The organism is Clostridium sp. LIBA-8553, assembly GCF_057782465.1.
In genome coordinates this window covers 3,312,974-3,326,274 of record NZ_CM173489.1, presented here as the reverse complement: position 1 = coordinate 3,326,274, position 13,301 = coordinate 3,312,974, and the positions used below count along the sequence as shown (strand labels likewise).

Here is a 13,301-nt window from a genome sequence, read left to right as displayed (position 1 = left end):
AACTTGATAGTTACTAACCTGAAAATAAGTTGTTTTATAAATAACTTATTTTCAGGTTAGTACACTTTAGATAATTTTAACTAAAATTCAACAGATATTGAAATCAATGAAAATTAAGTTTATTTTTATCTTTAAGTGCATTATATATCAATAGTGATACTATTATCAATATTGATAATGGTACAAAAGGAAAATAATCTGTTAATAATATATTAAAACAGATTATTATTAAAGAAAACGGTTTACTTATGAACTTAATTATAAAATTACTTAAAAGCTAGAGAAGATTTTTTGTCTACTATATGCCAGATAGTATTACCTCTTGAGAGATATACAGGAGTATTATTCTCAGTTTTTAATATGGTTTTACTATCAAAATCATCTTTTTCCCAGTGGATTTTCTCCATCCTACCATTAGATAATAAATAGCCTTCTCCACTACCAACTAAATCTATATCTAAGTGAGTATTATCAGCTTGAAGTGACATATCAGTTATTTGTATCACTATATTTTTAAATTTTAAAGGTTCTCCAGTATTTTTATCAGTAGAAAGTTCTTTATCCATATACTTTTCATAAAATCCATCTACATATTTATAGGATGTATTATAATAATTACTTAGATTAAGATTCAATTCAGATATGTAACTTGAAGAACTTAGTAGAGCATTATCTATGAATTTTAAATTATTATCTTTTGAATAACTATATCCTTTTTGTGAAATAAAATCTCTTATATTTTTAGCAGAAGTATAAAGGTTATGAGGTGCCTTTCTTGTATTATCTCTCCAAAAAGCACTTCCATTAGCTATCTCGTTTATACTGTTTAAGGAGTCATCACTAGATATAGTAGCTAAGGCCTGTGCACTTCCACCACAATGAGCGAAAGGTAAATCGTGTTCTTTAGATATATCTAAGAAGTATTGACGTACACTTCTAACTGGTCCAATAACTTCAGGAGAATTCTCATAAAATACAGCTAGGAATCTAGGAATTCCACCTTCCGCCATAGTCTCATAAACTATATCAGCTTCAGAAAGTCCACTTTGTGGACGAGCTTCTCTGGAATTTTCAACTATACACATAAAAGGTATATTATCAATTGAATTTGATTCTAATATATTACCTGTATACGGGCTTAAAGTTTCTAAAGATATATTTTCATAATTATAATCAACTAAATCTTCTTCATTAAATGTAAGTTTTACTGAATCTATCTTCTTTAATGTATCTATTTTTTCAGGAGTTTTTAAGGGCATTATTAAATTCCCAAGTAATAATCCAATTAATAAAATTATTATTAATTGAAAAGAAATTAAGGCAATTTTCTTCATTTAAACACCTCCAATGGATTATTTTTCATATAATTATTATGTTACATTATATGGAATATTATTCATCATATGGAGAAGTCGTGAATGAGTTTTTGTTAATGTCAACTAAAGAGAAATTGAATATAGGCTAAGAAAAAGAAGAAAAAAGGGAGATAATAAGTAATTTTTTAAGTATAAGGATTTTTAAAAATTAGCATAACTATTAATAGTAGAGTATAATGATTCGAGTACAAGATATAGTGGAGTGGAGGAAGTAAGAATGCTACATGTTGTGAAAAGGGACGGTAGAGAATCAAGATTTAATGCGGATAAAATAGCAAATGCAATAAAGAGAGCGGCCAATGAAGTTGGTGTTACAATAAGAGAAAGTCAAGTTTTAGATACTATACAGAAGGTAATAAACTATATAGAGATGTCAGGTAAAACTGATGTTACTGTTGAAGAAATTCAAGTGTTAGTAGAAAAAGCTTTAAGAGATAATGGATTTAATCAAATAGCAACAGCATATAAAGCATATAGAACTGAAAGAACAAAGGTTAGAGAGATTAAGTCTGATTTAATGAAGGCTATAAGCAAGATCGGAGTAGAGACAGATAGAGATAATGCTAATGTAGGAAATAACTTTTCATCAAAGCTTTTAAGAATAGCATCAGAATCTAACAAGTGGTATAACTTAGCTACAATGCCTAAGGAATTAGCAAAGGCTCATGAAAATGGTGATGTATATTACCATGATTTAGATAGTTATAATTTAACTACAAACTGCTTACACATACCAACTGGTGAGTTATTACAGAGTGGATTTAACACTGGATACGGAACTATTAATGCACCAAGAAGAATAGAAACTGCAGCGGAATTATCATGTATTTTATTACAATCAACTCAAAATGATATGTTTGGAGGTCAATCACATCCAGACTTTGACAATGATATGAGTGAGTTTGTAGAACCTACAAGACAAGAAATCAGAGAAGAGTATATGGGATTAGGCTTAGAAGGAGCTAAGTTAGATGAATTAGTAGAGAAAAAACTAAGAGAGAGAGTACATCAAGCTATGCAAGGGGTTGTTTATAACTTAAACACAATGCATTCAAGAGCTGGATCTCAAGTTCCGTTTAGTTCATTAAACTTAGGAATACCATATAATGAAGATGCGGCTTTAGTTTGTGAGATATTCTTATTAGAATATGAAAAAGGATTAGGCAAAGGCGAACAACCAATATTCCCTAACATAATCTTTAGAGTAAAGGAAGGCGTTAATAGAGAGCCAGAAGATAAATATTTCTATTTATATGAATTAGCATGTAGAGTAGCAGCAAAAAGAATGAATCCAACCTTCATGAATATCGATGCGGATTTTAATAAGGAATATTATGATAAAGGATACATGCCAGCAACTATGGGATGTAGAACTTATCTTATGAAAAATGTTAATGGTGAACCAGGATGTAAGGGAAGAGGTAATATAGCTCCTACAACTATAAACCTTCCTAGACTTGGAATATTAGCAAAGAAAGACATTAATAAATTCTTTGAGTTATTAGATGATAGATTAAGAATAGCTAAAGAATCTTTAATGCATAGATATGGAGTACTTAAAAATTTAAGAGTTAAAGATTTACCTTTCGTAGCAGGTCAAGGATTAATGAAAGGTGCAGAAAACTTAGGACCAGATGATTCAATCGAGCCAATCTTAAAGCAAGGAACTTGGGGAATTGGATTTATTGGAGTTGCAGAAACTTTAGTAGCTTTAACAGGAAAGCATCATGGTGAAGATGAGGCAGCTAGAGAATTAGGATTAAAGATAGTTGAAAGAATAAGAGAATATTGCGATAGATTATCAGAGGAAATTAAACTTAACTGGAGTTGCTATGCTACACCAGCAGAAGGGTTATCAGGTAAATTTATAAAGCAAGACCAGAAAGCTTTTGGAATAATTAAAGGGGTAACAGATAAGGATTATTATACAAATAGTTATCATGTTCCAGTTTACTGCCCAATATCAATAAAAAATAAAATTGATATAGAAGCACCATATCACAAATTATGTAATGGTGGACATATCAGTTATATAGAAGTTGATGATTGTCCAAATGCGGAAACTATAATGAAAATAGTTAACTATGCTTATAAGCAAACTAATATAAGTTATATGGGTATTAACTTTCATATAAGATATTGTAAAAATTGTGGAACATATCTTCACAATAATGAGTGCAAATGTACTAATTGTGGAAGTCAAGATATTCAAGGAGTATCAAGAGTTACTGGATACTTAAGTCTTGATGAAAGATTTGGTCCAGGAAAATACCAAGAGAGAGAAGATAGACGTTCCCACTTAGAAGGTAATAAAAAAGCTTATCATTGCGTTTAATGCTTTTATAATAGGAATATAGATAAAGTTTAAATAGAAAAATCTATAATTTATATTTTAAAGATATATTATTTAATTTAAAGTTTAAAAATCGTTATATGATTATAAATTTTATAAAGTAGTGAAAATCTTAAAATATATGTATAGATTTTTCTTTTTTTATAATTAAATTGGAATTGACTTAATTTTAACGAAATATTGTTGACTATAAATTTTTATGTGGTAAAATAAATAAAAATAAATGTTACTTCGTATAACCTTAATGATATGGATTAGGGGTTTCTACCAAGAACCGAGAATTCTTGATTACGAAGAAAGCAAATAGGCTTTCTTCGTAATCAAGAATTTTTTTTTGAACATTTTTAGATTTTTATCTAAATCAGTTTTAAATATTAAAGAAAATTAAAGTTAAGATTTAATGTTATGAAATTTATGGATTTAACAACAAGATAAATAATTAAGTTTAGGGAGGATATTTAAATGAATTTATTAAATTTACCAAAGATAGAATTACACTGTCACTTAGATGGGTCATTAAGGGTTGAAACAGCAATTGAATTAGCTAAAAAAGAAGGAATTAAATTAGAGAGCTATGATTATGATAAAGTAAAAGAATTATTAGTTATTCCAGAAGAGTGCGAATCATTAAATGACTACTTAAAGAGATTTGATCTTCCTGTAAGTATATTACAAAGACCAGAAAATTTAGAGAGAGTAGCATTTGAGTTAATGGAAGATGCAAACAAAGAAAATGTAAAGTATATAGAAATAAGATTTGCTCCATTATTTCATTTAGAAAAAGGCATGACTCAAGAAGAAGTAATAACTAGTGTAATCAAGGGAATAAGAAAAGCAGAGGAGCTTTACGATATAAGAGGTAATGTAATATTATCATGTTTAAGACATCACTCTGTAGATAGTGTTTATGAAGTTATTGAGGCTGGTAAGAAGTTCATCGGAAAAGGTGTTGTTGCTATAGACCTAGCTGGATGTGAATTAGAAAACTTCGTTAAACCTTATGAAGAAGTAATGAAGACAGCTAGAGAAGCTGGATTTAGAGTAACAATACATGCTGGTGAGACTGGTTATGGAAAAAATGTTAGAGATGCTATTGAACTTTTAGGTGCTGAGAGAATAGGTCATGGACTATTTATATTCAATGATGAAGAAGCATACAATTTAGTTAAAAATAAAGGTGTAACTTTAGAAATGTGCCCTAAGAGTAATATAGATACTAAGGGTGTAACTAAATATGAAGAACATCCTATATATAAATATCACAAGGATAATATAAAAGTTAATTTAAGCACAGATAATAGAACTGTTTCAAACATAACTCTTACTGAAGAATTTGAAAATGTGGATAAAGCTTTCAATATAGATTTTGAAGATTACAAAAAGATTTATTTAGATAGCGTAGATGCTTCTTTTTGCACAGATGAATTAAAAGAACAATTAAAATTAGCTATATAATTTTATGAAATAAAAAAGATGACTTTTAGTCATCTTTTTTTTATTTAAACATATAAATATTTTTATTATGAGAGTGTATAGAAAAAGCATAGTTACTATGATAATATACTTCTTAAAATAAAAGGAGGGGTTAATTTTGCCATCTATAGATAGAAAAACTGGGGAAAAGATTTATATAGTTGATACAACATTAAGGGATGGAGAGCAAACAGCAGGTGTTGTTTTTGCTAATCATGAGAAAATTACAATTGCAAATATGCTTAGTGACTTAGGAGTTGACCAGTTAGAAGTTGGTATTCCAATTATGGGAGGAGATGAAAAAAAGGCTATTAAGGAGATATGCAAAAGGAATTTTAAGCCAAGCATAATGGCTTGGAATAGAGCTAATAAAAGGGATATAGAGGAATCTATTGATTGTGGGGTAGATTCTGTGGCTATTTCTATTTCAGTATCTGATATTCATATAAAGCATAAACTTAAAAGCTCTAGAGAGTGGGTTTTAGAAAAAATGATTAACACTGTAGAGTTTGCTAAAAAGAATGGATTATATGTTTCTGTAAATGGAGAGGATGCTTCAAGGGCAGATGATGACTTCTTATGTCAGTTTATACTAGAAGCTAAGAAGGCTGGAGCAGATAGGTTTAGATATTGTGATACTGTTGGAGTTATGAATCCTTTTAGCATAAGAGAAAAGATTGAAATGATTAAGAAAAAAACTGATATGAACATAGAAATGCATACTCATAATGATTTTGGAATGGCAACAGCAAATGCTATAGCTGGTGTTTTAGGTGGAGCAAATCATATAGGAGTTACCGTTAATGGACTTGGAGAAAGAGCGGGGAATGCAGCTTTAGAAGAGGTTTTAATGGGGTTGAAATATGTTCATGGTTATGATATTGGGGTTAAAACAGATATGTTTAAGGAATTATCAGAGTATGTTTCAAAAGCTTCAGGTAGACAGCTTCCAGCATGGAAGGCTATTGTTGGAGATAATATGTTTAGTCATGAGTCAGGAATTCATGTAGATGGGGCTCTGAAAAATCCAGGAACTTATGAAGCCTTTAATCCAGATGAGGTTGGCTTACAAAGGCAAATAGTAATAGGTAAACATTCTGGAAAAGCAGCTTTAATTAATAAGTTTAAAGAGTATGGAATTATCTTAAAAGAAGGTGAAGCAACTTGCCTTTTAGAAAAGGTAAGAGAACTTTCAGTAATGTTAAAGAGAAGTTTGTTTGATAAAGAGATAGTTCAATTATATAAGGATTATTGTATAAAATAGAAAATTTTTTTATTAATAAAGAAATTGGGCATCAATAAAAAAATAATTTTATATTTTAACAAGAAATATATTTTAAAAGATATGAGCAATAAATAAAGAGGAGGAGAAAATTTGGGGGATAATTTAGTTTATAAGATATTAAAAAATCATCTTGTAGAAGGGGAACTTAAGTGTGGAAACTTTATCGGAATAAAGATAGATCAAACATTAACTCAAGATTCTACAGGAACTATGGCATACCTTCAATTGGAAGCTTTAGATATAGAGAGAGTAAAGACAAAGCGAAGTATAGCTTTTGTTGATCATAATATGCTTCAACAAGGTTTTGAAAATGCAGATGATCACAAGTATATAAAAACTGTTGCTAACAGGTATGGGATTTATTTTTCAAAGCCTGGTAATGGAATATGCCATCAAGTATTTTTAGAGAGATTTTCATGTCCAGGAGAAACCTTAATAGGGTCAGATAGTCATACACCAACAGCTGGGGGAGGTGGAATGCTTGCTATTGGAGCTGGGGGATTAGATGTTGCCTTAGCTATGGCTGGAAAGGCATATAAAATAGTTGTTCCAAAGGTTTGTAGAGTTAATTTAATTGGAAAACTTAATAATATGGTTTCAGCAAAAGATATAATATTGGAGGTTTTAAGAAGAGAAACTGTTAAAGGTGGAGTAGGAAAAGTATATGAGTATTCAGGAGAGGGGATACTTACGCTTACTGTACCACAAAGAGCGACAATAACTAATATGGGAGCTGAGCTTGGAGCAACAACATCAATTTTTCCTAGTGATGAAAATACCTTAGAATTTTTAAGAAAACAAGGAAGAGAAGAAGATTATTGCGAACTAAAGGCAGATGAAGATGCTGTTTATAATGAAGAAATAACAATTAATTTAAGTGAATTAGAGCCTTTAGTTGCAAGTCCTCATAGTCCTGACAATGTGAAAAAAGTTAAAGAAGTTGGAGAAATAAAGATTGACCAGATTGCTATTGGTAGTTGTACAAATTCTTCTTATGAGGATTTAATGAAAGTAGCTAAGATATTAAAAGGCAAGAAAGTTCACAAGGATATAAGCTTAGTTATTGCACCAGGATCAAGACAGGTAATGGAGATGCTTTCTAGAAATGGAGCATTAGGAGATATCATAAGTTCTGGTGCTAGAATATTAGAAAATTCTTGTGGTCCTTGTATAGGAATGGGACAATCACCTGGCACGGATGAAGTTTCTCTTAGAACATTTAATAGAAATTTCTACGGAAGAAGTGGAACTTTATCAGCTAAGGTTTATTTAGTTAGTCCAGAAGTAGCAGCGGTTTCGGCCTTAAAAGGAGTTTTAACGGATCCTAGAAAGTTAAATATAAATTTAGAAGAGGAAGAAGAATATAATTTTTTAATAGATGATAGTATGATAATAAGTCCTTCTATGAATAAGAGTGAGGAGATTATAAAGGGACCTAATATAAAAAGTTTTCCTGTTAATTCAAAGCTTGAAGAGAAAATAAACGGAAAAGTTTTATTGAAAGTTGGGGATAATATAACTACAGATCACATAATGCCTTCAAACTCTAAATTGCTTCCTTTTAGGAGTAACATACCATACTTATCTGAATATTGTTTTAACACAGTAGATGAGGATTTTCCAAAGAGAGCTAAGGAAAATAAGGGAGGATTTATAGTAGCAGGAGAAAATTATGGACAAGGTTCAAGTAGAGAACATGCTGCATTAGCACCTCTATATCTGGGAGTAAAAGGAGTTATTGCTAAATCTTTTGCTAGAATTCATAAGGCTAACTTAATAAATAGTGGAATAATCCCTATGGAATTTAGTAGAAAAGAGGATTACGATTCTATAGAGTTAATGGATGAGTTTATTATTCAGGATATTTTTAATAATTTAGAAAATGGTGTTTTACAAGTTAAAAATATTACTAAAAATACAGAGATACTTGTTCAGATAAATTTATCGAAAGAAGAAAGAGAAGTTATAAAAGCTGGTGGAAAAATAAATTATCATAAAGGAAGTAGATAACTTTAGGAGGGTGAATTAATGGAGAGAGTAACATTGATACCGGGAGATGGAATAGGTCCAGAAATAGTAGAAGTTATGAAAGAGGTTGTTAATGCTAGTGGTGCAGAAATAGAATGGGAAGAAGTACAAGCTGGCGAGGGACAAATTGAAACCTCTGGAGAAGTTCTTCCAAAGGAAGTTATAGAGTCAATAAAAAGAAATAAAGTAGCTATAAAAGGACCAATAACAACACCTATAGGATATGGGTTTAAAAGTGTAAACGTGACTTTAAGACAAGAATTAAATCTTTATGTTAATTTAAGACCAGTAAAAAGTTTTAGAGGAATCAAATCAAGATATTCAGATATTGATTTAGTAATAGTTAGAGAAAATACTGAAGATTTATATGCTGGTATAGAGCATAAACTAGGGGATTATGGTGCAGAAAGTATAAAAATAATAACAAAGGATGCTTGTGAAAAAATAGTTGATTTTGCTTGTAAATACGTTAAAGATAATAAAAGAAAAAAATTAACTGGTATCCACAAAGCTAACATAATGAAGTTAACTGATGGTTTATTTTTAGATGTGTTTAGAAAAGAATGTGAAAAGAATAAAGTAGAGCATGATGATTTAATAGTTGATGCAGCTGCTATGAATTTAGTATTAAATCCTAATAAATTTGATGTTTTAGTTATGCCAAATCTTTATGGGGATATTTTATCGGATTTATGTGCAGGATTAGTTGGAGGGTTAGGTCTTGTTCCAGGAGCTAATATTGGGGATAACTTTGCAATATTTGAGGCTGTGCATGGAAGCGCGCCTCAAATAGCAGGAAAAAATTTAGCTAATCCTACAGCAATAATTCAATCCTCAATAATGATGTTAAGATACTTAGGAAAATATGAATACGCAGAAAAAATAGAGCTAGCTTTAATAAAGGTTTTTGAGGAAGGAAAAATTTTAACTATGGACTTAGGTGGAAGTGCTTCTACTAAAGAATTTGGAAATGAAATTATAAAAAATATGAATTAATGCAAAAAATAATCCACAGCCAAATAAATTTTAATTGACTGTGGATTATTTTTTATTTTAACAACTGTGGATAAATTTCAAAAAAATATTCTGTGGATAATTTTTTTGAACGTATTATTGTTAGTAATTTGGTGTACTTTCACTGAAAATTACAGTGAGATGTATATTATACAATAAAAACTATAAGGAGTTCCAGTAAAAATTTAGGTGACTAAAAGTTTTAACTTTAAATATTTAAAGTAATGTAAATAAGTAAGGGATTATATTGACTATGAACCTTATTTATTAGACAATAAATAAGATTTAAAAGCAGATGGGCGGCTAAAGACTACCCATTTGCTTTTATTTTTTTTATGTAATTTTTAAAAAAGGGGGATTAACTTTGATTAAAGCTTTTAAAAATAGGGAATTTCTATCTACTATGATAATGATGGCTGTTCCTATTACTATCCAAAGTTTTATTACATCATCATTAAATTTGGTTGATAATTTAATGGTAGGTAGATTAGGGGAAGAGTCTATAGCATCTGTTGGTTTAGCTAACCAATATATATTTATTTTTACCCTATGTATCCTTGGCATAAATGCTGGAGCTAGTGTTTTTATGTCTCAGTTTTGGGGAAAGAAAGATTTAAAAAATATAAAAAAGATTTTAGGATTAGATATATCTATTGGACTTATAGTTTCAACGATTTTTGCTTTAGGGGCTGGATTCTTTTCTTACGAGATAATGAGTATTCTTTCTAATGACTTAAGAGTAGTAGAATTAGGGGCTCAATATTTACAGATTGTTGCTATAAGTTGTATTTTTACTAATTTTACTCAAGCGTATTCTTCAGCTTTAAGAAGTACAGAACAACCTAATGTTCCTATGTATGCTAGTATGGTTGGAGTTTTAATAAATGCGTTTTTAAACTGGGTATTTATATTTGGAAATCTAGGGTTTGAACCTATGGGAGTTAGTGGAGCTGCCCTAGCAACGACTATAGCTAGACTGATTGAAATGATATTTATAGTTTCTTTCGTTTACTTTAGCAAGAATAAAGTAGCATCGAAATTAAGTGAGCTTATGTCATTTGATTTTAGCTTTGTAAAAATCTATTTTAAAACATCTTGGTCTGTTATAGCAAATGAAATTATATGGTCACTAGGCATGACAGCTTATTCTATTGCCTATGCCAGGATAGGAACTAATGCTGTTGCCAGTATGCAAATAGCTACTACCTTAAATAACATGTTTATGGTTTTATTAATAGGATTAGCTACAGCTTCATCAATAATGATAGGGAATAAAATAGGGTCTAATGAGGAAAGTACAGCAAGGGAATATGCTAAAAATATAGCTATCATGGCTGTTGGGGTTGGATTTATTTTAGGAGTTTTAATATGGATAACAGCACCATTGGCACTTAAACCTTTCAAGGTGAGCGAAGGAACTTACTTAGATACATTGAAGGTTTTAAGAGTAATAGGATTATTTTTTACAATAAGAGCTTTTAATATGGTTATGATTGTTGGTGTTTTTAGAGGTGGCGGAGATACAACTTATTCTATGCTAGTTCAATGCGGAACTATATGGCTTTATGCTGTTCCTATGGCATTCTTAGGTGCTACTACATTTTCATTACCTATTTATGGAGTCTATTTCTTAATATGTACAGAAGAATTTTTAAAGATAATATTCGAGTTAGTAAGATTAAAGTCTGGAAAATGGATAAAGAATGTTATAAGTGACATTGAAGAAAATGAAGCTCATGATAATTTAATAACTGTATAAATAAAAGGGTTATATCAATAGTTTCAAAGTAAGATTCTATTAATATAACCCTTTTTTTAGATTATGATTTCCTTAAAGGTAACACAGGTTTTACTAGACATGACTTGAAGAAACTTATTACTATCTAATAGATAAGACTCAAAATTATTTTTTTGAGAATTCATATTTCCTAATTTGTCACATAAAGATAATAAAGCTACATCGTGAATGTCAGTTGTATTTATTAAATCTATAATGCTGTATGAAATTCTATTTAGGACAAAAGCTGGTGCAGAATGATGCTTTACTAGTGCTATTATGTTTTCGTTTAGAGTATCATCTTCACTATATTCTCTAAGAATTCTCCTAGTTATTTCGCCTCCAACTCTATCGTGAATTGGGTTTAGAGTTCTTACTTTTCCAATATCATGGAAGAATGCAGACCACATAAAAGCTTTTGGGTCGTTGGATAAATCTTTGTATTTTGAAGCTAGGTCCACTACATTTAATGTATGAGTCCAAGGATTAGATTGATCGATTTGATTTTCTTTATTGAGTTGGTTGAAAATATTAAAAGAAGAATTTTTAAATGATTCTTCATCTTTAATTTGATTTAAGAATATGGATGGTTTATTATCCTCTAATAAATGCTTCTCAATTTCTAAAAATAAGTTTTGATTATTCATTTTGTACCCCCTAATTAAATACTTATTTTAATAATTAACAATAGTAAGCATTTTTAAACAGTTAAATTAAAAAAAAGGAACATATAATAAAGCAGGAGGTAATTTTTTATGAGTAATACTATTAGATTATCAGGAATCGCCTATGAGAGTTTAGTAAATGGACCAGGAATAAGAAGAGTTTTCTTTTCACAAGGATGTAAACATAATTGTAGGGGATGTTTTAATCCAGATACTCATGACTTTAATGGTGGTGAGGAAATGGATATAGATGAATTAATAAAAGATTTATCAGAAAATCCATTTATAGATGGAGTAACATTTAGTGGTGGAGATCCATTAGAACAAGCTAATAAATTTATATACATAGCCAAGGCAGCTAAAGACTTAGGATTAAATGTTTGGAGCTATACTGGATATAGATTTGAACACTTATTAGAAAAGGCTGATGAGTTTAATAAATGGAAAGAATTTTTAGAGAATATAGACGTATTAGTTGATGGGAAATTTGAAATAGATAATAAAGAAGATGGACTTAAATTCAGAGGCTCCTCAAATCAAAGAATAATAGACGTTAAAAAAAGTTTAAAAGAAGGAAGAGTAATTGAATTAGAATTTTAAGCATTAAAATTTTGTAAAAAACTTCAATTGTAATATGTTCATAATAGTTTATACGAAAAAGCTATGTTAAAATTATTTATATAAATATTGGGAAGTTGAGAATTAGATTGCTTAAGGGGAGTAGAAAGCGTATATGTTAGAATTTGTTTTAGGTAGAAATGAATTTGTAAAGTGTCGAAAAGAATTTATAAGCAGAGAATTTTTTATATGGATTTTATTTGAAATCTTAGGAGCTATATTTGTATTTATAATGACCATGGTGTTCATTAAGGCTAGTAAAAATCTTAACAATAGTTTCTATGCAATTACTTTATTAGCATGGCTTATTTTTTCTATAATGTGCAATATTAAAAATAGAAAGATAATAGAGAAAAGTATAAATGAGAAAGTAAACTTTCTAGAGAAAAAAAACATGCTTGGTAAGTGTAGAGTTGAGGTTATGAATTATGGATTAAAAATAGAATACAATGAAGGAATTCAAGAAAGAGTATATCCATGGAAAATCATAAGAGAAATTTTTTCTTTTAGAGGAAATATATATATTTATATATCTTCTATTGACTATATTTCAATTCCGAAGGAAGCTTTCAAAAATAATGAAGATCGTATTTACTTTTTAAATAAAATAAATAATGATAGAAACAATGTTAGAGAACGTATATTATCTATTATTGGATTAGCATAAAGCTTAACTTTATAGTTAAGCTTTTTTTTAGTTGGTAATTTAAGT

At 29.5% G+C, this 13,301-nt stretch carries 10 protein-coding genes and 1 riboswitch; of the genes, 8 read left to right on the top strand and 2 right to left on the bottom strand.

What is annotated here, in order from left to right; translation table 11 throughout:
* Positions 1–266 precede the first annotated feature (266 nt).
* Positions 267–1,334, bottom strand: coding sequence for a DUF3048 domain-containing protein (locus AC2JAQ_RS15140; RefSeq protein WP_488457111.1), 1,068 nt, complete (start codon positions 1,332–1,334; stop codon positions 267–269).
* 259 nt (positions 1,335–1,593) lie between these two features.
* Here AC2JAQ_RS15140 and AC2JAQ_RS15135 point away from each other — a divergent pair, with 259 nt between their 5' ends.
* The 6 genes from AC2JAQ_RS15135 (at position 1,594) to AC2JAQ_RS15110 (ending at position 11,288) form a co-directional block, all read left to right on the top strand.
* Complete coding sequence (locus AC2JAQ_RS15135; protein ID WP_488457110.1) at positions 1,594–3,711, top strand: anaerobic ribonucleoside triphosphate reductase; 2,118 nt, start codon at positions 1,594–1,596, stop codon at positions 3,709–3,711.
* Positions 3,712–3,940: 229 nt separating this feature from the next.
* A riboswitch (purine riboswitch) is annotated at positions 3,941–4,040 on the top strand.
* 151 nt (positions 4,041–4,191) lie between these two features.
* Positions 4,192–5,184, top strand: a complete 993-nt coding sequence (add, locus tag AC2JAQ_RS15130; protein WP_488457109.1) for an adenosine deaminase — start codon at positions 4,192–4,194, stop codon at positions 5,182–5,184.
* A 136-nt stretch (positions 5,185–5,320) separates the two neighbouring features.
* A complete protein-coding gene (nifV, locus tag AC2JAQ_RS15125; protein WP_488457108.1) occupies positions 5,321–6,466 on the top strand; it encodes a homocitrate synthase in 1,146 nt (381 codons plus the stop codon).
* 111 nt (positions 6,467–6,577) lie between these two features.
* The gene (locus AC2JAQ_RS15120; protein WP_488457107.1) at positions 6,578–8,497 is read left to right on the top strand and encodes an aconitate hydratase; all 1,920 of its coding nucleotides are present in this window, start codon (positions 6,578–6,580) and stop codon (positions 8,495–8,497) included.
* 18 nt (positions 8,498–8,515) lie between these two features.
* Positions 8,516–9,511: an isocitrate/isopropylmalate dehydrogenase family protein gene (locus AC2JAQ_RS15115; RefSeq protein ID WP_488457106.1), complete on the top strand. Its 996-nt coding sequence runs from the start codon at positions 8,516–8,518 to the stop codon at positions 9,509–9,511.
* 385 nt (positions 9,512–9,896) lie between these two features.
* Positions 9,897–11,288 carry an MATE family efflux transporter gene (locus AC2JAQ_RS15110; RefSeq protein ID WP_488458808.1) on the top strand — a complete coding sequence of 464 codons (1,392 nt, stop codon included), beginning with the start codon at positions 9,897–9,899 and terminating at the stop codon, positions 11,286–11,288.
* A gap of 56 nt (positions 11,289–11,344) precedes the next feature.
* Here AC2JAQ_RS15110 and AC2JAQ_RS15105 read toward each other — a convergent pair whose 3' ends face one another.
* Entirely contained in the window at positions 11,345–11,953 is a 609-nt protein-coding gene (locus tag AC2JAQ_RS15105) for an HD domain-containing protein (protein ID WP_488457105.1), read from the bottom strand.
* A 108-nt stretch (positions 11,954–12,061) separates the two neighbouring features.
* On the opposite strand from AC2JAQ_RS15105, the gene nrdG reads away from it, so the two are divergent.
* Positions 12,062–12,571 carry an anaerobic ribonucleoside-triphosphate reductase activating protein gene (gene nrdG / locus AC2JAQ_RS15100; protein ID WP_488457104.1) on the top strand — a complete coding sequence of 170 codons (510 nt, stop codon included), beginning with the start codon at positions 12,062–12,064 and terminating at the stop codon, positions 12,569–12,571.
* A 133-nt stretch (positions 12,572–12,704) separates the two neighbouring features.
* Positions 12,705–13,256: a YcxB family protein gene (locus tag AC2JAQ_RS15095; protein ID WP_488457103.1), complete on the top strand. Its 552-nt coding sequence runs from the start codon at positions 12,705–12,707 to the stop codon at positions 13,254–13,256.
* Positions 13,257–13,301 lie beyond the last annotated feature (45 nt).